Annotated in this window: 19 protein-coding genes and 1 pseudogene; 13 read left to right on the top strand and 7 right to left on the bottom strand. The window is 46.5% G+C overall.

All coding sequences use genetic code 11. The annotated features are described in order from the left end of the window. Positions 1-15: 15 nt before the first annotated feature. Together HGH47_RS04395 and HGH47_RS04390 are read left to right on the top strand one after the other, a co-directional pair. Positions 16-1,395, top strand: a complete 1,380-nt coding sequence (locus HGH47_RS04395; RefSeq protein ID WP_212565693.1) for a tryptophanase — start codon at positions 16-18, stop codon at positions 1,393-1,395. A 59-nt stretch (positions 1,396-1,454) separates the two neighbouring features. Then, positions 1,455-2,780, top strand: coding sequence for a sodium-dependent transporter (locus tag HGH47_RS04390; protein WP_212565692.1), 1,326 nt, complete (start codon positions 1,455-1,457; stop codon positions 2,778-2,780). A 96-nt stretch (positions 2,781-2,876) separates the two neighbouring features. Here HGH47_RS04390 and HGH47_RS04385 read toward each other — a convergent pair. After that, a pseudogene (locus HGH47_RS04385) lies at positions 2,877-3,116 on the bottom strand (DHH family phosphoesterase); the annotation flags it as partial. A gap of 215 nt (positions 3,117-3,331) precedes the next feature. On the opposite strand from HGH47_RS04385, the gene yedE reads away from it, so the two are divergent. The 5 genes from yedE (at position 3,332) to HGH47_RS04360 (ending at position 7,741) form a co-directional block, all read left to right on the top strand. After that, the gene (gene yedE, locus HGH47_RS04380; RefSeq protein ID WP_432910610.1) at positions 3,332-4,381 is read left to right on the top strand and encodes a YedE family putative selenium transporter; all 1,050 of its coding nucleotides are present in this window, start codon (positions 3,332-3,334) and stop codon (positions 4,379-4,381) included. A 145-nt stretch (positions 4,382-4,526) separates the two neighbouring features. After that, positions 4,527-4,736 carry a sulfurtransferase TusA family protein gene (locus tag HGH47_RS04375; RefSeq protein WP_432910608.1) on the top strand — a complete coding sequence of 70 codons (210 nt, stop codon included), beginning with the start codon at positions 4,527-4,529 and terminating at the stop codon, positions 4,734-4,736. After that, positions 4,733-5,002 (top strand): DUF3343 domain-containing protein, encoded by a 270-nt coding sequence (locus tag HGH47_RS04370; protein WP_432910605.1) that lies wholly within the window; start codon positions 4,733-4,735, stop codon positions 5,000-5,002. The genes HGH47_RS04375 and HGH47_RS04370 overlap by 4 nt, the downstream gene beginning before the upstream one ends. Before the next feature lie 9 nt (positions 5,003-5,011). Further along, positions 5,012-6,079 carry a selenide, water dikinase SelD gene (gene selD / locus HGH47_RS04365; RefSeq protein WP_432910603.1) on the top strand — a complete coding sequence of 356 codons (1,068 nt, stop codon included), beginning with the start codon at positions 5,012-5,014 and terminating at the stop codon, positions 6,077-6,079. Positions 6,080-6,235: 156 nt separating this feature from the next. After that, a complete protein-coding gene (locus HGH47_RS04360) occupies positions 6,236-7,741 on the top strand; it encodes a CoA-acylating methylmalonate-semialdehyde dehydrogenase (protein ID WP_432910601.1) in 1,506 nt (501 codons plus the stop codon). A gap of 60 nt (positions 7,742-7,801) precedes the next feature. On the opposite strand, the gene HGH47_RS04355 is transcribed toward HGH47_RS04360, so the two are convergent. Genes HGH47_RS04355 through iolG (HGH47_RS04335) form a run of 5 tightly spaced genes read right to left on the bottom strand, consistent with a single transcriptional unit; the run spans position 7,802 to position 12,296 of the window. Next, positions 7,802-8,590: a DeoR/GlpR family DNA-binding transcription regulator gene (locus tag HGH47_RS04355; protein ID WP_212565685.1), complete on the bottom strand. Its 789-nt coding sequence runs from the start codon at positions 8,588-8,590 to the stop codon at positions 7,802-7,804. A 12-nt stretch (positions 8,591-8,602) separates the two neighbouring features. Continuing rightward, positions 8,603-9,406 (bottom strand): 5-deoxy-glucuronate isomerase, encoded by an 804-nt coding sequence (locus HGH47_RS04350; RefSeq protein WP_212565684.1) that lies wholly within the window; start codon positions 9,404-9,406, stop codon positions 8,603-8,605. Positions 9,407-9,411: 5 nt separating this feature from the next. After that, the gene (gene iolC, locus HGH47_RS04345) at positions 9,412-10,428 is read right to left on the bottom strand and encodes a 5-dehydro-2-deoxygluconokinase (protein ID WP_432910596.1); all 1,017 of its coding nucleotides are present in this window, start codon (positions 10,426-10,428) and stop codon (positions 9,412-9,414) included. After that, positions 10,428-11,270, bottom strand: a complete 843-nt coding sequence (locus tag HGH47_RS04340; RefSeq protein WP_212565682.1) for a ketose-bisphosphate aldolase — start codon at positions 11,268-11,270, stop codon at positions 10,428-10,430. Before HGH47_RS04340 ends, iolC begins: the two co-directional genes overlap by 1 nt. Positions 11,271-11,285: 15 nt before the next feature. Continuing rightward, a complete protein-coding gene (gene iolG / locus HGH47_RS04335; RefSeq protein WP_432910594.1) occupies positions 11,286-12,296 on the bottom strand; it encodes an inositol 2-dehydrogenase in 1,011 nt (336 codons plus the stop codon). 333 nt (positions 12,297-12,629) lie between these two features. Here iolG (HGH47_RS04335) and iolD point away from each other — a divergent pair, with 333 nt between their 5' ends. The 6 genes from iolD (at position 12,630) to iolG (HGH47_RS04305) (ending at position 20,575) form a co-directional block, all read left to right on the top strand. Continuing rightward, positions 12,630-14,564, top strand: a complete 1,935-nt coding sequence (gene iolD / locus HGH47_RS04330; protein ID WP_432910592.1) for a 3D-(3,5/4)-trihydroxycyclohexane-1,2-dione acylhydrolase (decyclizing) — start codon at positions 12,630-12,632, stop codon at positions 14,562-14,564. A gap of 172 nt (positions 14,565-14,736) precedes the next feature. Then, a complete protein-coding gene (gene iolE / locus HGH47_RS04325; protein ID WP_432910589.1) occupies positions 14,737-15,633 on the top strand; it encodes a myo-inosose-2 dehydratase in 897 nt (298 codons plus the stop codon). A gap of 343 nt (positions 15,634-15,976) precedes the next feature. Next, positions 15,977-16,945, top strand: a complete 969-nt coding sequence (locus HGH47_RS04320; protein WP_432910587.1) for a substrate-binding domain-containing protein — start codon at positions 15,977-15,979, stop codon at positions 16,943-16,945. A gap of 58 nt (positions 16,946-17,003) precedes the next feature. Next, on the top strand, positions 17,004-18,518 hold the full coding sequence (locus HGH47_RS04315) for a sugar ABC transporter ATP-binding protein (RefSeq protein ID WP_253675869.1): 1,515 nt from the start codon (positions 17,004-17,006) through the stop codon (positions 18,516-18,518). Between the two features lie 35 nt (positions 18,519-18,553). Further along, positions 18,554-19,561 (top strand): ABC transporter permease, encoded by a 1,008-nt coding sequence (locus HGH47_RS04310; protein WP_253675868.1) that lies wholly within the window; start codon positions 18,554-18,556, stop codon positions 19,559-19,561. Then, a complete protein-coding gene (gene iolG, locus HGH47_RS04305; RefSeq protein ID WP_253675867.1) occupies positions 19,562-20,575 on the top strand; it encodes an inositol 2-dehydrogenase in 1,014 nt (337 codons plus the stop codon). It begins immediately after the preceding gene. Here iolG (HGH47_RS04305) and HGH47_RS04300 read toward each other — a convergent pair. Further along, positions 20,572-22,332 carry a hypothetical protein gene (locus HGH47_RS04300; protein WP_432910583.1) on the bottom strand — a complete coding sequence of 587 codons (1,761 nt, stop codon included), beginning with the start codon at positions 22,330-22,332 and terminating at the stop codon, positions 20,572-20,574. The two genes, iolG (HGH47_RS04305) and HGH47_RS04300, sit on opposite strands and share 4 nt — an antisense overlap. Between the last annotated feature and the right edge of the window lie 88 nt (positions 22,333-22,420).

Below are 22,420 nucleotides of genomic sequence, written 5' to 3'. Positions count from 1 at the left end.
AAAAGGAGAAATCGTATGAAAAAGTATGTACCGGAACCGTTTAGAATCAAAATGGTAGAGCCAATTAAAATGACAACCCGCGAAGAACGCCTCAAAAAGCTTGAAGCGGCAAAGTACAATATGTTCAACTTGCGCGGGGAAGATGTGTACATCGACTTATTAACCGATAGCGGCACAAACGCAATGAGCGATAGGCAATGGGCGGGTGTAATGGTCGGGGATGAGGCGTATGCCGGCGGCAAAAGCTATTTTAAATTGCTCGAAGCGGGACAGGATATTTTCGGATACGAATTTATCCAACCGGTACATCAAGGACGGGCGGCGGAAAAAGTGATGTTCCCCTTATTGCTTAAAAAAGGGCAGTTCGCTCTTTCCAATATGTTCTTTGATACGACAAGAGCGCATGTCACTTTGTCCGGCGGGAAACCGGTAGACTGCGTGTGTGCGGAAGCGAAAAAGCCGTCCGTCTATGCCCCCTTTAAGGGCAATATGGATGTTGAAAAACTTGAAAAGTATATCAATGAATACGGCAAAGAAAATATCGGCATGATTGTTATGACCATTACCAACAACTCTGCCGGCGGTCAGCCCGTGTCGATGCAAAATCTCCGTGAAGTGTCTGCGGTCGCAAAAAAATACGGTATTTTATTTAATATCGATGCGGCTCGTTTTGCGGAAAACGCCTATTTTATTAAAGAACGCGAAGCGGGATATAACAATAAATCCATTAAAGACATTGTACGCGAGATGTTCAGCTATGCCGACACCTTTACGATGAGCGCAAAAAAAGATGCAATCGTCAACATGGGCGGTCTTATCGGTATTAAGAACAACAAAGACATTTATCAACTGATTAAGGGCAACTGTATTTCGTTTGAGGGCTTTATTACCTACGGCGGTCTTTCCGGCCGTGATCTTGAAGCTTTGGCGATTGGTCTGTACGAAGGTATCGATGAAGAATATCTGAAATACCGCAATGCTTCTATGGAATATTTGGCATCTCAGCTGCTTGATGCCGGTGTTGCCATCCAAAATCCTGCGGGCGGACACGGTGTTTACGTCGATGCAAATGCGATGTTCCCGCACATTCCCTACTATGAATTTCCCGGCCATACGCTTTGCGTAGAGCTGTACAAAGAAGCCGGCATCCGTACTTGCGATATCGGTTCGTTTATGCTCGGCAATGATCCTGAAACGGGTAAGCAGATTAAATCAGAATTTGAGTTTGCACGGTTAGCTATTCCGCGGCGTGTGTATACGCAGGCTCATTTGGATGTCATTGCCGAAGCGTTAATCAACATCAAGGAACGGGCTTCGCAGGTGAAGGGTTACCGCATCATTTGGGAACCGCCGATTTTGCGCCACTTCCAAGCTCACTTGGAACCCATTAAATAGCCCTAAGTGGACATTCGGAACACGAAGCGTACTAATCCGCCTATTAAAAGGAACCAGCTATGATAAATACAGAAGCACGGCGCGATCAATTCGGATCACAGGTTGGGTTTATTCTTGCTTGCATCGGTTCCGCCGTCGGCATGGGGAATATCTGGCTGTTCCCGTTCCGTGCGGGGCAGTTCGGGGGAGCGGCATTTTTAATTCCTTACATCATCTTTGTTACTTTCATCGGATACACGGGTATTGTTGAAGAAATGTGCTTAGGACGGGCAATGAGAACAGGCCCGCACGGTGCATTTCTGAAAGCAACTCAAATGCACGGTAATAATTCAGGTGCCGCTATCGGATGGATCCCTGTTGCCGGTTCGCTCGGTATTGCAATCGGATACACAGTTGTAGTCGGATGGATTATCCGCTTTACAGTAGGAGCTTTTTTAGGCTCCATGCTTGCTGCAGAGAACAGCGGTGCATACTTCGGTGCCATTGCGGGACGGCTTTCAAGCTTACCGTGGCACAGTGCCGCAATTATCGGCTGCTTTATAATTATGGCGGCAGGTGTTTCATCAGGTATCGAAAAAGTCAACAAAGTGATGATGCCGGCATTTTTCGGCTTGTTTATTATTCTTGCCATTCGTGTTGCGACATTACCGAAAGCAGCTGACGGATATACCTTTCTATTTAAAGCAGACTGGAGTAAATTGGCGGATGTAAAAACGTGGGTTTATGCACTCGGTCAAGCATTCTTTTCGTTATCACTCGCCGGAAGCGGTACTGTGGTATACGGCAGCTATTTGAAGGATAATGAAGATGCTCCAACCAGTGCAAAATTCACGGCGATATTCGATACGTTCGCAGCGCTGCTTGCAGCATTGGTTATCATCCCCGCGGTCTTTGTGTATAACCTTGAACCGACAGCAGGGCCTCCGCTGATGTTTATCACCATGCCGATGATCTTTAAAGAGATGCCTGCCGGTACTCTGTTTTCGATTATATTCTTTGTCGCGGTATTGTTCGCCGGAATTACTTCGTTGATCAATCTGTATGAAACACCGGTAGAGATGCTGCAGCAAAAGTTTAAATTGAGCCGAAAGGTTTCGCTTCTCATCGTGCTCGGTCTCGGGTTCCTTATCGGACTTATTGTTGAAGACGGAAACATACTCGGTATATGGATGGATGTTATCAGTATTTATATTATTCCGCTCGGAGCCTTACTTGCCGGTATTATGTTCTTCTGGGTATGCAATAAAGATTTCGTGTTGCGCGAAGTTTCAAAAGGTCACTTAAAACCGGTCAGCAGCGCGTATGTTGTGCAAGGAAAATATCTTTACTGCGGCGTTACCGTCATCATATATATTCTCGGTATTTTCTACGGCGGTATCGGTTGATTCTGCTTGTATCGGTTTTATTTTCCTTGTTCAGAACGAGCTAATGCAATGACAGCGTTTAAAAATGCGGTTTTGCCGCAGTATCTTTCTGCATCTATCATCAATTTCATCAAGTTTTAAAAGCGGATAGCCTAAATATTCTACAAATTCTATTAACGATAAACTTTGAATATGACCACCATAAGCAATCTCCACTTTATAGCCGTAGCTTTCTAAAAGTTTTAAAAGAGCATAAGCCGCACCGAGGGCATCATGATCCGGAAAATCATGCGTTTGTATAAGTACCGGTTGGTCTTTACTTAAAACCGAGCAAAGCATCGATAATTTTTCTTTCATAAACACCAATCCTAAAGTAGAATTGATAATAATATAGCACAAAAAAAGCTGTTTTCCAATCGTATCAATTGACATCTATTAATTGATAATTGACATCGTATCAATTCGACCGAGGTCTTTAAAAGAAATCTTGACAGTCCCATAAAGTCCTTGTATCATACTATATATAATTTTTTTTATAGTTTTATTAAAAAAATCAAAGCTGGAGGAATGGAATGAAAAAACATTTCATGGTAGCACTGACGGGCGCATTCATTGGTATTGCGGCTGTCGTATTGGTCAAATTCGGAAACCCGGGAAATATGGGCTTCTGTATTGCCTGTTTCTTACGCGATATTGCGGGTACCTTAAAACTGCACAATGCGGCTGTGGTGCAGTATATGCGCCCCGAAGTCATCGGACTTATTGTCGGTGCGTTTGCTATTGCACTTATAAAAAAAGAATTTAAGCCCCGTGGCGGTTCAGCGCCTTTTACCCGCTTTGTGTTAGGCTTTTTCGTAATGATTGGTGCGTTGATGTTCTTAGGCTGCCCGCTTCGTATGTTTTTACGTTTGGGCGCAGGCGATTTGAATGCGATATTTGGACTTGTCGGGTTCATCATCGGTATCGCGATTGGAGTGGTATTCCTCAACAAGAACTTCTCGTTAAGCCGCGCATATCCCCAATCCGGACAGGAAGGGATGCTTGCCCCCATCGTGATGATCGTATTCTTCATTTTATTGGTTGCATTCCCTGCCGTTCTCGTTTTTAGCGAAAAAGGTCCCGGTTCAATGCATGCGCCGATTGCGCTCGCACTCGGTATCGGTCTTGTCGGCGGCGCACTAGCACAGCGCAGCCGGCTCTGTACCGCAGGCGGTATCCGCGATGCGATTATGCTCAAAGATTTTCACCTTTTAACGGGAAGTATTGCTATTTTAGTTGCTGTGTTTGTCGGAACGCTTGTAACCGGACAGTTTAAGCTCGGGCTTGCGGGGCAGGCAGTTGCCCACACCGACGGGTTGTGGAACGCGCTCGGTATGGTGCTGGTCGGCTGGGCAAGTGTCTTGCTCGGCGGCTGCCCCTTACGTCAGCTCATCTTAACCGGCGAGGGTAACACCGACTCGGCTGTAACCGTAACCGGTTTGATTGCAGGCGCCGCTTTCGCTCACAACTTCGGGCTTGCTTCTTCCGGGAAAGGGCCGACAAGCGCCGGTATGATCGCCGTTGTTATCGGATTAGTCGTAACAGCCTGTGTCAGCGTATACTACGCAGCAAAAAATAAATAATGTTTTCGCGGCATCCCTAATTATCGACCTCATTAGGGATGCCGTTTTTTAAAACGTACAAAATCTTTAAGCAGTACCCCTCATAAAGCATAGCAAATATTAAGCGGTGCCCGAATTTTTAGTAATTTAGCAGAAGGAGATCAAAATGGCAGATTATATGGTAGATGCACGGGGGCTTTCCTGCCCCGAACCGGTAGTACGGACAAAAAAAGCATTCGATGCGCATCAGAATTTTACGGTGCTTGTCGATAATGAAACCTCAAAAGAAAACGTTATCCGCTTTTGCGATAAGATGAAGGCAAAGACCTCCGTTTCAGCCGACGGCAGCGACTGGAAAATCACCGTTTCAAAATGAGCTGCGGTTACGTAATAACGTTTCACACTCATTACGAAGCGCTCGTTTGTATGCGCAGTCTTGAAAAGAGCGAGGCTGTGCAAAACGGTATGATTACCGTAAAGCTTATTCCCGTGCCGCGCGAACTCAGCTCCGCCTGCGGTACGGCGGTTAAAGTTACGATAAAAGGCGGCGCTGTGTTCGGCGCTGAGAACTTCGCAAACATTGAACGCGATGAAGTGTTCAGCTTTGACTCCGCCGGAACATACACCGCAGCGGACAAGTAAGAGGCAAACATGAGCTGTGCAATCCCTGATAAGAATTTCAGTTTAATTAAATCTTCGTCCTATTCGGGATGAGGGGCAAAATTAGGTGCGGGTGCACTGGACGGATTATTAAAAAGCTTTCCTATTTGCTCCGATCCCCGGCTATTGGTCGGCTTCGATACATCGGATGATGCGGCTGTTTATAAAATCAATGACGAAACGGCGTTAATTTTTACCGCCGATTTTTTTCCGGCCATTACGGATGATCCGTATATGTTCGGGCAGATAGCCGCCGCTAATGCGCTCAGCGATATTTATGCGATGGGCGGTGTTCCGAAACTGGCGCTCAATCTTTTTTGTATTTCGGAAAAAATGCCCGAACCCGTTATCAAAGAAATATTGCGAGGCGGCGCCGACAAGGCGTTTGAGGCAGGTGCAATTATCTGCGGCGGGCACACCATTTACGACAGCATTCCGAAATACGGTTTAGCGGTAACAGGTTTTGTGCATCCCAATAAAATACTGCGAAATTCAGCATGTAAAGCGGGTGATGTACTGATTTTAACCAAGCCCATCGGCTCCGGTATTTTAACGACGGCAGCGAAGGCTGATATGCTCGGTACAGACGAGCTTAAAAGCGTGTATGACGTTATGGCCTTTTTAAATGCCGCCGCCTGCACTGTGATGACTAAATACGAGGTTCATGCCTGTACGGATATCACCGGCTTCGGACTTTTGGGGCACTTATATGAGATGGGAAAGGGGAGCGGCCTCAGTATTGAGCTTACCTGTAAATCGCTGCCGATTTTTGACGCTGCCGTTGAATATGCCGAAATGGGCTTTGTTCCCGCCGGAGCGTATTCAAACAGAAGCTTTGTCGGCGATAATGCTGCTCTGGACGGAGTGCCGCGCGCCTATCAAGACATCCTGTTTGACCCGCAGACGTCAGGCGGTCTTGTTATTGCGGTAGCGCAACAAGACGCTCAACAGTTATACACAGAACTCTGCGCTGTTCTTGAAAATACCGTCTGCGGAAAACCGGCAATTATCGGCATGGTTGTAGAACGTACCGATAAGGTTGTACGGGTGGGTACCTAAGAATGATTCCCCCTGCAATTGCCGAAATGAATTTTGCATTATCATGATTCCCGAATATTTCAATTGACATATAACCATAGAGACCCTATAATATTACCATAAGTTGCTCATAAAATACTTATAACATACTGGTTTAATAAAACTAAGGAGGAACCAATGGTTAAAACATTGCCGCTTTTTATCGATGGGAAGCATATCGTTTCAAAAACACAGAAATTTTCAGATGCTTATGATCCAAGTACCGGAGAGGTAATTGCAAAAGTCCCTTGCTGTACGGCAGAGGAAGTAAATGCTGCGGTAGCAGCCGCAAAAAAAGCTTTTCCGGCATGGTCTGCAACTCCAGTGCAGAAACGGACGCAGATATTGTATAAGGTCAGAGATTTACTGATTGAGCACATGGATGAACTTACTCATTTGGTAGCGTTAGAAAACGGAAAAGCATGGGCAGAAGCGCAAGGCGATGTATTGAAAGCAAAAGAAGGTACCGAACAAGCGATTTCCGCCCCTTCGCTCATTATGGGTGAAAGTTTGATGGATGCTTCGTTCGGCTACGATACGGTACTTTACCGGGAACCGATCGGCGTATGCGCCGGTATTGTCCCCTTCAATTTTCCTGCGATGATACCGATGGGATGGATGACTCCTATTTGTGTTGCCTGCGGGAATACTATTGTACTAAAAGCAGCAACTTTTACACCGCAATCGGCGTTGCGTATCGCTGAACTTTATAAAGAAGCGGGGTTGCCGGATGGAGTTATTAACATTGTAACCTGTTCCCGTACCGAAGCGGAGATTTTATTAACTCACAAGGATATTAAAGCGATAACCTTTGTCGGTTCAACGTCGGTCGGTAAGCATATTTATTCAACGGCTGCCGCTACCGGTAAACGGGTTCAAGCGCTCTGTGAAGCAAAAAATCATGCATTGGTATTGGATGATGCGCCGATTGAACGGACTGCAGCCGGCATTATTAATGCGGCATACGGGTGCGCCGGTGAACGCTGTATGGCGCTGCCGGTTGTCGTTGTACAAGAGGGTATTGCCGATGCGCTCGTTGCGAAGCTTAAAGAGGCAGCCCAGAGGCTTACTGTCGGAAAAGCCTATGATAAGGCAACAAAGCTTGGGCCTGTTGTCAATGCCGAGCATAAGGCTTCCATTATTAAATGGATTGAAACAGGTATTAAAGAAGGAGCAACGCTCGTTTTAGACGGCAGAAATCATACCGTTGCCGGTGCAGAAAACGGCTTCTACCTTGGCCCGACTATCCTCGATAACGTTACGGAGAATATGACGGTCGGTACACAGGAAATTTTCGGCCCTGTGTTATGTATCAAGCGGGTAAAGACCTTTGAAGAAGGACTTGCAATTATGAATCGAAACCCGTTTGCAAACGGATCGGTTATCTACACCCAAAACGGGTACTATGCGCGGGAATTTGTGCGTCATACCGATGGGGGAATGGTTGGAATAAATGTCGGTATACCGGTACCTATCGGAATGTTCCCCTTCTCAGGGCATAAAGAATCGTTCATCGGTGATTTACATACGCTCGGCAAAGACGGTTATCGGTTCTTTACGGAAACAAAAGTTGTTACCACTCACTGGTTTGATGAACACGAAATTCATTCAAGCGAAGTAAGCACATGGGACGGCACTATTTAGCCTGAAAAACTTGTAAAATTTCTTTGCCGGTATATGAATTTCCATTTGTATACCGGCGGATTAATGAGCTTTATCATCGGAAGTTTGATACGATTGAGTAAGCACAATCTCAACATGATTTTTTTGAAGAGCAATAAGTAAATCGTCTGTCGGTTGTTTATCGGTTATCAGAGCATCCAAATTGCTGAAAGAGCTATAGGTTACCATTGATGTTTGATTAAATTTACTGCTATCTAACAAAAGATATACTTCCTGCGAACGGGCGATAGCAAGCTTCTTCACTACCGATTCCGCCGGAACCGTATTGCTGACTTCCGCATGGGCGCTAATACCGGTTGCCGCCATGAAAGCTTTGGAAATATTATAACTTTTCAAAACCTCAAGCGTATGCGGGCCGGTAAAAGAAAGCGTACTCCTATCCAGTTCGCCGGAGAGGCTAAAGACTTGTAAACCGGTATACGGCACTGCCTGAATAAGAAATTCAAGATTATTGGTAAGCACCGTAATCTGTTTGTTTTGCAGTCCTTCTATCATGTGACAGGTGGTGGTGCCTGAATCGATAAAGATAATATCTCCATCTTTTACATAATCACAAGCAGTGCGCGCAATCCGCTTTTTTAGAGCAAGATTCTGAACCGTTCGATCGCCAAAAGAAGGCAGCGCAATTGCATCCTTTACAACACGTACCCCGCCGTATGTTTTTTCAATTTTTTTTCCTTTAATAATTTCATCAATATCCCGCCGGATAGTGTTTTTTGATACTTTAAAGGCATCACAAAGTTGGTCAAGAGTTACCGCTTGATAATGATAAATAAAGTCTTCAATTTTCTCCAGTCGCTGTGTTCTCATAGTATGAATAATTTAATACCCAATACTACCGAATTGGTCAACTATCCAGCGGTGTTCGGGCGCATCGCATCGGCTTGTCCACGGGTTTCCGTCAAGATGCCGAATCATCCATACATAGGTCATGCGGTAGGCGGGAGCGGCAACCTGCGGATGGGTTAACCCGCCCGGGATGGCTGCAAAACTTTCATGTTTAATTTTAAACGCCTCGTCCCCGATAAAACAAGCGCCAAACCCTTGCGGCTTATCAAAGCGATAGTAGTATACTTCGGGCTGCTCATGGGTATGCGGAATAAAACTTGACCACAATCCCGCATGGTTAAAGATTTCTCCGATGACCATGTTGGAATATGGAGCCGTACTGTAATCAAAGATGGTTGTAACCTCCCGTACCGCCGTGTTGCCGGGTATATTGGCGCCGAAGGTGTTGATTTTTACCGTATCGGGAGTATAAAACACGGGGGCAAAACTACGGGAGTTTTCCGTTTGCTGTACCAGTACGAGCGAGGGCTGCTCCGCTGTAACGGTTGCCGCAGTATTTCTTGGGATATGCAGGCAATAACCGGTATTGTCCCAAGTAGTAGGTCGCTGGGCGGTTTCGGTTTTACCGTCCCACGCAAAGCGTACCGCTCCTTCAAGGAGCAGCAAAGCAGTTTCCTGCGCCGCATCCTGTAAAGAAAGCGTTTGCCCTGCCGTAAGCCGGTGGACGGAAATGTTCATCAGCATATTCGCATAAAGCCCTTTTGTTTCCGTGAGTGTCTGTACACCGTGTTCGTTAAACGTAGGATAGCCGAATAGTGATTTTCTATCGTAATTCATAACCTTTATCCCTCCCGCGCAACCATTTCGCCGTATTGCGCTTTACACTCTTTGATAAACTGCCTTACCTTTTCTTCAGACGGCATATCGGCGGAACAGCCGTGGCTTGCCACCAAAAGCGCTGCCGAAGCGCTGCCGAATTCAAGACATTCAATTATATCCCGACCGTTAAAGATACCGAATAAAAACGCCGAAGCATAGCCGTCGCCGCCGCCGAACGATTTAAGCGCTTTAACCGGAAAGGGCTTAATCGAAAAGTCTTTTCCGTCCTGCGTATATGCCGTCGAGCCTTTTTTTCCATGCTTAATAACAACGATTTTTGCTTTTTGCGCATGCCAATAGGCTGCCGTCTCCGCATCATTTTTACCCGGCCCTATCAGCCGTTCGGTTAAATCGTATTCCTCACGGGAACCGAGTATGATAGCGCTTTCATGCGCTACAATCGAATAATACAGAGCGGTTTCATCCTCGCTTTTCCAGTTATAGGGGCGGTAGTCAATGTCGAAAATAATCGGCGTTTTGGTTTTCTTTGCGAGTGCAACCGCTTTCAGCATCGCTTCGCGGGAAGGGCTTTGCGCCAATGCGGTACCGGAAATAAGCACTGCCTTTGCCGATTGAATATAATCTTCGTGGATATGCTCTGTAGAAAGCGATAAGTCTGCCGCTTGATTGCGGTACATCAGGATACTGCTTTCGTGTTCATTGAGAATTTCCGTAAATGTAAGACCGAGTTTTTCCCCGTGCGTTGTCCGCACCATTTGGGAAGTATCAACTCCTTCTTTTTGAAAAGTGTCGGTAATAAAGGTACCGAACTGATCATCGGAAACAGCTCCTACAAAGCCGACTTTTTTCCCGAGGCGGGCAAGTCCTACTGCAATATTCGCGGGAGAACCGCCGAGATATTTTTTGAACGAAACGCAATCCTGCAGCGGATGAAAATAATCAATAGGGTTTAAATCGACGGTTGCCCGTCCGAACAGTACAAGATCAAGCGGACGAGACCGTTCAAAATTAATATACATCAGCTTTTCTCCTCATTATTAAAAACCGCAATATGACGAAGGACATTTTTGTATACGCCTTGCACGGCAGCTTCATGTAAGCCAAAAAAACCGGGCGTATCATGTCGGGCGCAATAAGCGCGTATACCATCCGCAAAGGCGTCAAAATTTGCCGTTGCAATGTTTATCTTTCGTATACCGCAGTCTATGCAACGCCTGAAATCTTCATCGCTGATGCCGGTACCGCCATGCAAAACCAGCGGCGCCGGAGTCAGTGCATGTATTGTTTTAAGCACCTCAAAGTCAAGCTGCGGTGTTCCTTTATAATGGCCGTGCGCATTCCCGATAGCAACGGCCAGCGCATCAGCCGGGGCTTGGCGTAAAAATTCCTTTACGGTTTCGGGATTGGTGGTAATGGCTTTTTTCTCGGCGCCGCCTTCGCTGCCGCCGATTGTTCCCAATTCCGCTTCGACGCCCGCGCCGTATTTTTTCGCTGCGGCAAGCGTATCATTCGTTATTGCAATATTTTGTTCCAGCGGAAGCGCGGAACCGTCAATCATAACGGAGGTAAAGCCATAATCGAGCGCACTGTGAATCACATCGAGGGTTTGTCCGTGGTCAAGATGCACTGCTACGGCTACCTTTGCGGCGCGGGCGGCGCTCACCATCATCGGCGCGATTAAATGGAACGGGGAATAAACCAACCGCGCCTGTGCAATTTGCAGAATAATCGGGGTATTTGCCGTTTCCGCCGCCTTTATTGCGCCGATAATCATTTCCATATCGGCAACGTTAAAAGCGCCTACCGCCTTATTGTGCTGTTCGGCTTCCCGCAATAAATCCGTCATCAGTGCTAATGCCATGCCGATGCCTGCCTCTTACTTTATTTCCGATAAAAGTACCGGACGATGTTCTTTCAAAGAGCGCAATGCCGCGGCAGCGATCAATACCGGCTGTAATCCGTCGTTAATATCAACCGGTACGGGGCAGTCCTGTTCGATTGCCTGCACAAACATCCGTACCTCTTTTGTAAAGGAAGCCATATACCGTTCAAGGAAAAAGTAGAGCGGCTTTTCGGCATGGATACCGGTTTCACTGCTCAATATAAGCGATGAGTTTGTATCGTTGGAAACGCTTGCTTGACCTTTTGATCCGAATACCTCCGCACGTTGATCGTAGCCATAAGCCGCCTTACGGGAATTGTCTATAACGGCTAAGGCGCCGTTCGCCATTTTAAGCGAAATAATGGCCGTATCTATATCGCCCGCTTTTCCGATAAGCGGATCTACCAGTACGGCGCCGTTTGCAAATACCTCGACAACATCGCTTGCGGTTAAATAACGCACCATATCAAAATCATGGATAGTCATGTCGAGGAACATACCGCCTGAAACGGCTGCGTATTCGGGCGGCGGCGGCGCAGGGTCGCGAGATGTGATGCGTACAATATGCACATCGCCGACATCTCCATTTGCGACAGCGGCGCGTACCGCTTCAAAATTATGATCAAAGCGGCGGTTAAAGCCTACCTGATATTTAAGTTTTGTGCCCTTTAATTTTTCCATTACCTCACGGATTTTTGCGATGTCTTGAGATACGGGTTTTTCGCAAAATACGTGCTTTCCGGCTGCAATTGCCTCAAGCGATATATCCGCATGAGTGTTCGTTGATGAGCAGATTAAGACCGCATCAATTTCAGGATCGTTTAATATCTTTTTATAATCCTTCGTGCAATCGGAAACGCCGAGTGCGTGGAGTGAGGCTTCGGTTTCCTCATTCATAAAGGGATCAGCAATCGTTTTAAGCCGTGCCGAGGTAATGTGATTCATAATACTTTGTGCATGAACCTTTCCGATTCTTCCTGCACCGATAATGCCGAGAGAAATCATTTTCTTCAGCCTCCTTATAGTCTGGCTCAAGTATACTATAGGTTTTGGGTAAATTCAAGTAATAAATTGATAAATAATGGTATATTAAATATGATTTTAGTGTTATATTGCTGTTATCTATTGATGATGTTTGCTGTTTATATGGGTATGTAGTGAGCATTTTTCAAAAAAAATTCTTGACGGCATGCTCGTTCAATGCTACTATTTGAACTATAGAAACAAATTAACCGGCGCTCTTTTGAGACCCGAACGGGAACCTCTAAAAAGTTTGGTTTTTTAGAGGTTTTCCTTAGATATATGGATATATGGAGAAATCTAACGGAGGAATCGGCGATGGTACGAAAGACGGTTGGACAAGCGGTAACGACATTTCTTGACCGCCAGTATGTGATGCGGGACGGTAAGAAGATAAAGTTTGTAGAGGGAATATTTACGATATTCGGGCATGGGAATGTCTGCGGTCTCGGTGAGGCCTTAGCGGCCGACTCGGGTAGTTTACGGGTGTATCAGGGAAGGAATGAACAGGGAATGTGTCATGCGGCGGTCGGCTTTGCCAAACAGCATAACCGGCAAAAAATCATCGCCTGCACATCGTCTATCGGGCCGGGCGCCGCAAATATGGTAACCGCCTGCGCGCTTGCGACGGCAAACCATATTCCCCTCTTGGTCTTTACCGGCGACACCTTTGCAACACGGCAAAGCGATCCCGTGCTGCAACAGATAGAGCTGCCGCATAGCGCAGCGGTTACCACAAGCGATGCCTTTAAACCGGTGTGCCGGTACTGGGATCGTGTACATCGCCCCGAACAGCTGATGACGGCGCTCATCAACGCACTGCGGGTGTTGACCGACCCCGAACTGACCGGCGGGGTGTGTATTTCCTTGCCGCAGGATGTACAAGGTGAGGTCTGGGATTTCCCCGAAAGTTTTTTAGCGGAGCGGGTACACACAATTGAACGCCGCCGTCCGGATGAAATGCTGCTTAAGCAGGCGGTAGACTGCATCGTCGGCGCTCGAAAACCGCTGGTGATTTGCGGTGGCGGCGTGCGGTATTCGGAAGCAGGGCCTGAGCTTTTATCGTTTTGTAAGATATTCGGTATCCCCTTTGCGGAAACGCAGGCGGGAAAAGGTTGTATCGCAGGCAGTGAGCCGCTGAACCTCGGCGGTGTTGGAGTAACGGGAAACAGCGCCGCCAATACGATTGCAAAAGAGGCCGATTTGATTATCGGGGTAGGGACGCGCTTTACCGACTTTACCACTGCTTCAAAATGGCTGTTCCGGCATCCCGGCGTCCGGTTCCTTTCGATAAATGTCAGCGGCTTTGATGCGGGAAAGCTGGATGCGCTGCCGCTTGTGGGTGATGTGAAAGTCTGCCTTGCAGAACTGCTTCCGGCGCTTAAAAACGCGCAGTATCATACCGGATATTCGGGAGAAATCGAGGCTGCACAGGCCGGTTGGCATACGGAGATGGAGCGGCTTTCAGAATATGCCTATCTTAAAAACGGAACGGGATTTCAGCCGCTTATTGAAAGGCGCAATCCTCATTCGATTGATGATTTTATCCGCGCAACCGGCGGCGTTATTACGCAAACGGCTGCCCTTGCGCTTATCCGCAAGACAATCGAAGCCGATGCGGTTGTAACCGGCGCCTCGGGCAGTTTACCGGGGGATTTACAGCGGATGTGGACAACGGATTCACCCGGCGGCTATCATCTTGAATACGGGTATTCCTGTATGGGCTACGAGATTGCCTCCGCAGTCGGGGTAAAACTTGCGGAGCCTGCGCGCCCTGTGTACAGTATGGTTGGGGACGGCGCCTTTTTGATGCTGCATTCCGAGTTGATAACGGCGCGGCAGGAGGGAATTAAGATTACCGTATTGCTGTTTGATAATTGCGGTTTCGGCTGTATTAATAACCTGCAAATGGGGCAGGGGATTGCCAGCCTTGCAACGGAATTCCGGTTTAGGAATGCTGAAACGGGAAAGCAGGACGGTGAAATGATACCGATCGATTATGCAATGGTGGCGCAGGGCTACGGCCTTAAAGCTTATACGGCGCGGACGCTTGATGAACTGGCCTGCGCGTTGAAAGACGCAATGACCGTCCCTGAATCCGTATTGATCGATATTAAGGTGTTGCCTAAGACCATGACCGACGGATACGGCGCTTGGTGGCATGTCGGTATTGCAGGCAATTCGGCATCGGAATCGGTACAGGAAGCCTACAAGCAAAAAGAAGCTCATCTTGCTCAAGCAAGAAAATACTAAACTTTGCATACAGTACGGACACGGCTCAACAGCGACAAGGATTGTAGGGGCGGCGAAGCCGTTCCGAAGGAATGAAGCCGAAAGGCGGAACCCCGAAAAGCCTGTTTTTTGCGATTGTATCGCAAAAAGTCGCCCTAAAAATACTAATATATAAGTATAAGGAGAAAAGATTATGTTTGATGCAAAGAAAATTCGGCTCGGTATTGCGCCGATCGCATGGACAAATGATGATATGCCCGATTTAGGCAAGGAAAATTCATTTGAACAGTGCATCAGCGAGGCTGCATTGGCAGGGTATGCAGGAACGGAAATCGGTAATAAATATCCGCGTGATCCGGCCGTTTTAAAAAAATACCTTGGAATACGCAATCTTGAGGTTGCAAGCGCGTGGTTCAGTGCTTTTTTGACAACGAAGCCTTTTGAAGAAACGGCAGAGGCGTTCAAAAAGCACCGCGACTTTTTACATGCGATGGGGGCAAAGGTTATTGTCGTGTCGGAACAGGGGCACAGTATTCAGGGACAGCAGGATATGCCTATATTTGAAAAAAAGCACTGTATGAATGACGCCGAATGGAAGCTGCTTTGCGAAGGGTTAAACAAACTGGGCGCTCTTGCACAGGAAAAGGGTATGAAGGTTGTTTATCATCATCACATGGGGACGGTTGTACAGACAACGGCGGAAATCGATAGGATGATGGCCGAAACTGATCCGTCGTTAGTGTATCTGCTGTATGATACCGGACATCTGGTGTATTCGGGTGAGGATCACATTGCAATTTTGAAAAAGTACGCCGATCGTATTAAGCATGTGCATCTTAAAGATATTCGCCCTGCAATTGTTAAAAAAGTAAAGGATGAACATTTGAGCTTTCTGCAAGGTGTCCGGCTCGGCGCGTTTACCGTCCCGGGCGACGGTTCGATTGACTTCGACACGGCTTTTGCAGTCCTTGCAGAGCATAAGTACGAAGGATGGTTCCTTGTCGAAGCCGAGCAGGATCCGGCTCTTGCCAATCCGTTTGAATATGCGGTAAAGGCACGCCGCTTTATCCGCGAACATGCAGGAATATAAAAAAAGAAATATAAGAAAAATCGCAATGCATAATTCCTCAGTACCCTCCTAACTGATGAATTATGCATTATAATTAAATTCATTACGCCTTCCAGTGCAATAGCTAAACAAAACATCAAAGTTCTTGTCCTCTCTTCTGCAAGGAAATATTTTATCAATAGTTTGTTATATTTAACAATAAAATGGGTATATTTTGAGTATTTTATAAATATTTTTCTTGACGGCGCTATTTTTCAATGCTACTATTAACATATACGTATCTAAAAATGCCGGTTTATATAAAAATGAATCGGCGAAATGTACGCGGATTTTATCAAATCGGCGGAAACATTAGGAGGAAAAGATGAAAACTTTTGCAAAGCGAATGTTGTATGTTACGGCAGTGGCCGCAATGTTGTTGGGATGCGCAAAGAAAGAGGCTGACGCGCCTCAGGCATCCGATACGAAGAAAAACGGCTTTACGGTCGGTTATTGTATCAATAATCTCAATGATACTTTCCAGACTTATATTCTGGAGGCTGCAAAGGAAACTATTACCGAAGCGGGCGGCCAGATTGAGGTTAACGATGCAACCGAGGACACCATCAAGCAGCAGGATCAGGTAAACAGCTTTATTGCGAAGGGCGTTAAGGGATTAATTGTCGTACCGGTAGATACCAGTTCAATGGATGCCATCACCAATGCGGCGCGCAATGCCGGTATTCCGCTCTGCTATGTCAACCGAAATCCTTTTGCCGGTAAAGAAGATAGTATGCCTGACGGTGTGTACTATGTCGGATCGCAGGAGATTGTTGCAGGGCGGCTTCAAGGTGAGCGGGTTGGAGAGCTGCTGCAAGGAAAAGGCGGCGTTGCAATTCTGGTCGGTATCCTCGGAAATGAGGGCGCATTAAAGCGGACTGAGGGTAATAAAGAAGTGCTCGCTTCAAAATACCCCGAAATTACCGTACTTGCCGAACAAACGGCAAACTGGCAGCGCGACCAAGCGGTTACCGTTACCGAAAACTGGATTACGACATACGGAAATAAGTTGAATGCGATATTGGCAAACAACGACGAAATGGCTCTCGGCGCTATTAAAGCGTTGGAAGCAGGAAATAGAAAAGATGTTTTGGTTCTCGGTGTAGATGCAACGCTTGACGGGCGGAATGCCGTACGCGAAGGGTTGATGGCGGCAACGGTATTTCAGGATGCAAACGGACAAGGAGGCGGCGCTGCAAAGGTTATTACATCAAAGATAAAGGGTGGTAGCCCCGATAAAATAACGTGGGTGCCGTTCCAATTGGTTGATAAGGATTCCCCGTTATTGAAATAAAACGTCTCTAAAGAGCCGGTTTATTTTACGAGGCAGATCATTTATGGAGGGTGTACGGATGAGTGACGGCAATTATATTTTACAAATGAAGAATATTTCGAAGCTTTTTCCGGGTGTGCGTGCGTTGGATTCCGTACATCTCGATGTAAAACGCGGGGAAGTCCATGCCCTAATGGGAGAAAACGGCGCCGGAAAATCGACATTGATGAAATGTCTTATCGGTATTCAACCGGTGAGTTCGGGCGAGATTATCTTTGACGGCAGGCAGCTTCCGCAGTACTACACGACAGCGGAAGCGCTTTCGTGGGGGATATCTATGATCCATCAGGAACTTTCCCCCGTAGCCGAACGGCCGATTATGGAAAATATCTGGCTTGGAAGGGAGCCGCTTTATCGAACCGGTTTGGTCAATCATAAAAAAATGTATGAAATGACCAAAGCTGTGCTGGAACAGGTGCATCTGCAAGAAGATCCTAAGACGAAGGTTGGAACTTTAACGGTGGCAAAGATGCAGATGGTAGAAATTGCAAAAGCGGTTTCCTATGACGCAAAGCTTATCATTATGGATGAACCGACTTCCGCCTTAACGGATCGGGAGCGGGATCAACTTTTTTCCGTTATAAGAAAGCTTAAAAGCGAAGATAAAAGCATTATCTACATTACGCATAAGCTGGATGAAATTGCGCAAATTGCGGATACCGTCAGTATCTTCCGCGACGGTCATTTTATCGCGTCTCATGCAGCGAAAGATTTACCGATGGAACAGATGATAACCGAAATGGTCGGGCGGCCGGTGGATACAATGTTTCCCAAAATTCCCTGTCCGATCGGAGATGAGATCCTTTCGGTAGAAGGTTTAAGTGACGGGCGGCATTTTACCGATGTTTCTTTTTCGTTGCGGAAGGGAGAAATTTTAGGTCTTGCGGGTTTAGTGGGAGCCGGAAGAACTGAAATTATCGAAACCATCTTCGGTATCCGCCGCGCTGTAGCGGGAACGGTCAAAATAAACGGTAAACCGGTTCAGATTAAAAATCCCCGTGATGCAATTAAACATAAGATAGCGCTTCTTACCGAAGATCGGCGGCTTTCAGGTATCTTCCCGGTATTGCCGGTAAGCGACAATATCGTAATATCCAACATCAACCACTATATCAACCGTTTCGGTCTTTTAAATAAAAAGAATATTTTAAAAGATTGTAGTGAATATGTGCGGTCGATAGAAATTAAGACACCCGGTGTCGGACAGCAAATTCAATTTTTATCGGGAGGAAATCAACAAAAGGTACTCATCGCTCGATGGCTTTTAACCGAGCCGGATATTTTGTTTCTTGATGAACCGACGCGGGGAATTGACGTCGGTGCAAAGGCCGAAATTCACCGTTTTATCAGTATGCTTGCAGGACAAGGAAAAGCCATCATCATGGTTTCCTCCGAAATGCCTGAAATACTCGGTATGAGCGATAGAATTGTCGTCGTTGCGGAAGGACATGTTACCGGTATCCTCGAAAATAAAAATCTTACACAGGATACTATTATGGCCTATGCTTCAAACAAAGCGGACTTGGCGGTTTAAAAAACATACTGATAATTACGAGGAGGAATAAAGATATGGCTGGAGCAGGAACAAGCCGCTTTGATATAAAAACGTTAAAGGCGCTGGTACAAACCTATGGTATCGTACTGGTGCTCATTCTGATGATTATTGTTATCTCGATATTAAATCCGAGATTCTTAGGTTTAACAAATATTTTTAATGTACTGAGCCAAACGGCCATTTACGGTATTTTGGCGCTCGGTATGACCTTTGTCATCACCTCACAGGGAATTGATCTTTCCGTCGGTTCGGTGCTCGCATTGGCGGGCTGTATTATGGCAAGCATCGGGCAGGTCGCAGGAGCTGTACCGCGCTATTTTCCGAACTTACCTCAAATGCCGCTTATTGTTCCCATCCTTGCGGCCTTATCGGTAGGCGCCGCTTCAGGTGCGCTGAACGGATGGCTTATTTCGGCAACGCGCATCCCGCCGTTTATTGCAACGCTCGGTATGTACACCGTTGCGCGCGGTCTTGTGCTTGTCTATACGGGCGGCACGCCGATCAGCAATTTGCTGTCCGGCTTTGATGTAATCGGACAGGGCAAGCTTTTCGGATATATTCCGGTTGCGGTACTGGTGTATGTTGTGATGATTATCATTTCGTGGATACTGCTGCATAATACCAAGTTCGGCAAGGCTGTCTATGCACTCGGCGGGAATAAACGGGCTGCGGAAATTTCCGGCGTAAATGTGAATAAAACGCTGATTATCATCTATGCTTATTGCGGATTGCTTGCCGGTGTTGCAGCTATTGTGTATGCAGGACGGGCGGGCAGTATGCATCCTTCCGCCGCAACCGGCTATGAGTTGACGGCAATTGCTGCAACGACGGTCGGCGGTACCAGTCATACCGGCGGCATCGGCACTATTTGGGGCGCAGTTATCGGAGCATTGCTTATTTCCGTACTGAGAAACGGGTTAACGCTTTTGTCGGTCAGCTCCTATTGGCAGCAGATTGCCGAAGGCGTCATTATCGTAGCGGCAGTTATCGTCGATATGCGGAAAAATAAGGGGAAAAAATAAATGAACAAGATACGGATAGGTTCAGTCGGTTTAGGTCGCTTAGGACTCGAACACGCAAAAAATATTGCAACAAGAATTCCGGGCGCGGAACTGGTCGCTTTGTGCGACATCGATACCGAAAAACTGCATCGGGTTGGGAAAGAACTCGGTGTCCGCCATTACTGTACGTCTTTTGAAGAAATGCTTGCCGTTGAGGAGCTTGATGCGGTAGCGATTGTTTCCCCATCGGCTCTCCACTGTACGCAGATTGCGCAGGCTTTGGAGCGCGGTAAGCACGTGTTTTGTGAAAAACCGCTTGGCACCAGCCTTGAAGAATGCCGCCTTGCGGAAAAAGCGGTAGAAGCCCATCCCGACGCAGTGTTTATGCTTGGGTTTATGCGCCGTTTTGATGAATCCTACCGCTATGCAAAAGAAAAAATCGATGCAGGCGAGATCGGCCGGCCGATACTGTTCCGCTCTTATAGTCAGGATCCGATCAGCTGTATTGACGGCGCGATTGCGTTTGCTCCGCACAGCGGCGGCGAATTCTATGATATGTCTTCTCACGATATCGACCTTGCCCGTTGGATGCTTTCAAGCGAACCTGTTTCGGTCTATGCGGTTGGCGGTTGTTATGCGTATCCCGAATTTGCTCAGTATGAAGACGGTGATAATGTCTCCTGCTTAATGAAGTTTAAAAACGATGCAATGGCCTTCCTCTTTGCCGGTAGAACCGCACCGCACGGGTATAACGTCGAAACGGAAATTATCGGAACGAAGGCAACGCTGCGAATCGCTTCCGTGCCTCAAAAAAACTTGGTTGAAATTCTTGACCGGTACGGTGTCCGCAAAGAGTGTTCGGAGAATTTTCAGGAGCGGTTTGCACAGGCTTATCTGCACGAAATGGAAGCATTTGTAGACTGCATCCGCTCAAAGCGGAAACCGTCCGTCTCCGTATATGACGGTACGGCGGTATCCGTTATTGCCGGTAAATGTACCGAATCCTTTCGGAGCGGAAAACTGATAGATATTTAATACGCAAACTCTGCGCTTAACCGAATATAGTGGTTGAACTGTTTCCCGATAGCTTTGGCACGCCAGTCTGCAAGCTGTCTGGCGGCTTCTGCCCGGACAGCTGCTTCTCCCACATTGCCATCCGAGTCAGTAATGTCGCTCAGCTTTTTGCCATACCAGTTTTTTTGAGTTGCTTTATAGATACTTTGCCCTACACCCGGGTTGATGTTTGCTTCGAACACATAGCCGAATTTAAACAGCATATACCCGCCGGACTTTAGAATCGGCAAATGGCAGCTGACGTCCAATGCAAGCTGATTCACGTATTGGATGGTTTGCTGGCGCATAAAGGGATTGGAATAGAGGAATGCGTGGTGTATTGCACCTGTATCATTTGTTATCGTTGCATGGTTGTGCGTAGATCCGTCAGTTGTGTATTCCTTTGATACATAGTCTTTTAGAATAGCAATATCAGTAATGCTTTCATTTACGTTTGCATGGCGGATAAACGTATTTGATACATTAACATCCAAACCATACAGCGGTTTAAACTTGAGTTTCAACAGGATTCTATCCGAATTAGGTTCTAAATTACTACCGATAGGAACTCCATTATGGGTATAATTCTGATAATTCGGTGCGCTTATAGTAGAACCATCAAAATGCGTATATGTATAGGGGAATACAAAGGTATAATTCAAATCGACAAAAGAAAACCAATGTGTCTTCGGCATGGTATAGCTTACTCCGAATTGCCCCGACATACGCCATTTTGCATCTTTTTTGAACTTAACAATTTCGTTAAATCCGAGGTCATCAGCATAGAGAGCTCCGTCTAATCGTAAACCCTTGACCGGTTTAATCGTAAAAGTTCCGCCTATAAGGCTGTTATCGGGAAAGGCATACAACCCTTGACTGACAAAAAATGCTGAGAAAGGAAGTAAGTAAATAGGCTCAAACCGGTTACCATAAATAATCGTATCAACAATCCCAAATGAAAGCCATGGCAGCGGGCGTATATTCAATGAATGGATTGCTAAAAACTTACCCGGCTTACGGCTACGGCTATCGCCGCGGTCACTTGTTGCGGTTAACGTAAGTAGTGCTTGATTATATGTCCATTTTTCTTTATTGACAACAAAGGTAAATTGCCCTTGATGCATTGCTTGAGATCCGACAAAGAGGCTGTTATCGTAAAATGGACCATGATTGGTACGTGCAATACCGGCAGTAACATAATACTGAGGAGTACCAAAAGCAATCCCTGTGTTAAATACCGGCAGTACCAGAAATTTGCCGGCAAAGACGCCGTCATCCGCAAGATCATATTTTGAATATTGAAAGAGCGGAGTCAGCGCCTGGGAAAAAAGCTTATTTGTTAGGAAAACACTCACCCTTCCGGAAATCGTAAAAAGTCTATGCAATGAATAATTAATATCTATAAAGGGAGCCAAATTTAATTCATACTGCTTTTGGGGCGCTTTTACCGCTACTTCAGCCAGCCCGCCGAAATGAAATACTCTTCCGAAAAAGCGGTTATAATATTCTTGCGCCCGCCGCCGCTGACCGGCATCGCCTGTATCAATAACAATTTGTAAGATACGTTGTATTTCTTGCAAAGGATATGGCCGAATATTGGGGGCATCATTAATTAAACCGCAGCCCTCCCATATCGACAAATCCTCATAAAAGGGATCAAACACATTGACTGCGACCTGGGCGCCTATATTCATATATAGTGCAGCAAACAAAAGCCCAACGCACAAAATCTTTTTCATCATAACCTCGTTTTTTCATAATGATTTCTATAGTATTTCACGAAATTACCAGAAATCGGCAATATGCTCAAGCAGGAACATACCATAT

It is taken from the genome of Treponema sp. OMZ 805 (assembly GCF_050937395.1).
Lineage (GTDB): Bacteria > Spirochaetota > Spirochaetia > Treponematales > Treponemataceae > Treponema.
The sequence above is the reverse complement of the archived record's forward strand: the minus strand, read 5'-3'. Positions and strand labels throughout refer to the sequence as shown.

Coding starts and splice junctions, on each gene's coding strand:
- HGH47_RS04340 (WP_212565682.1), bottom strand. CDS start 11,270: ATGGCATTAGCACTGATGACGGATTTATTGCGGGAAGCCGAACAGCAC.
- HGH47_RS04310 (WP_253675868.1), top strand. CDS start 18,554: ATGGCTGGAGCAGGAACAAGCCGCTTTGATATAAAAACGTTAAAGGCG.
- HGH47_RS04360 (WP_432910601.1), top strand. CDS start 6,236: ATGGTTAAAACATTGCCGCTTTTTATCGATGGGAAGCATATCGTTTCA.
- HGH47_RS04375 (WP_432910608.1), top strand. CDS start 4,527: ATGGCAGATTATATGGTAGATGCACGGGGGCTTTCCTGCCCCGAACCG.
- yedE (WP_432910610.1), top strand. CDS start 3,332: ATGAAAAAACATTTCATGGTAGCACTGACGGGCGCATTCATTGGTATT.
- iolG (WP_432910594.1), bottom strand. CDS start 12,296: ATGATTTCTCTCGGCATTATCGGTGCAGGAAGAATCGGAAAGGTTCAT.
- HGH47_RS04350 (WP_212565684.1), bottom strand. CDS start 9,406: ATGAATTACGATAGAAAATCACTATTCGGCTATCCTACGTTTAACGAA.
- HGH47_RS04320 (WP_432910587.1), top strand. CDS start 15,977: ATGAAAACTTTTGCAAAGCGAATGTTGTATGTTACGGCAGTGGCCGCA.
- HGH47_RS04370 (WP_432910605.1), top strand. CDS start 4,733: ATGAGCTGCGGTTACGTAATAACGTTTCACACTCATTACGAAGCGCTC.
- HGH47_RS04390 (WP_212565692.1), top strand. CDS start 1,455: ATGATAAATACAGAAGCACGGCGCGATCAATTCGGATCACAGGTTGGG.
- HGH47_RS04355 (WP_212565685.1), bottom strand. CDS start 8,590: ATGAGAACACAGCGACTGGAGAAAATTGAAGACTTTATTTATCATTAT.
- iolG (WP_253675867.1), top strand. CDS start 19,562: ATGAACAAGATACGGATAGGTTCAGTCGGTTTAGGTCGCTTAGGACTC.
- iolC (WP_432910596.1), bottom strand. CDS start 10,428: ATGTATATTAATTTTGAACGGTCTCGTCCGCTTGATCTTGTACTGTTC.
- HGH47_RS04315 (WP_253675869.1), top strand. CDS start 17,004: ATGAGTGACGGCAATTATATTTTACAAATGAAGAATATTTCGAAGCTT.
- HGH47_RS04300 (WP_432910583.1), bottom strand. CDS start 22,332: ATGAAAAAGATTTTGTGCGTTGGGCTTTTGTTTGCTGCACTATATATG.
- iolE (WP_432910589.1), top strand. CDS start 14,737: ATGTTTGATGCAAAGAAAATTCGGCTCGGTATTGCGCCGATCGCATGG.
- HGH47_RS04395 (WP_212565693.1), top strand. CDS start 16: ATGAAAAAGTATGTACCGGAACCGTTTAGAATCAAAATGGTAGAGCCA.
- iolD (WP_432910592.1), top strand. CDS start 12,630: ATGGTACGAAAGACGGTTGGACAAGCGGTAACGACATTTCTTGACCGC.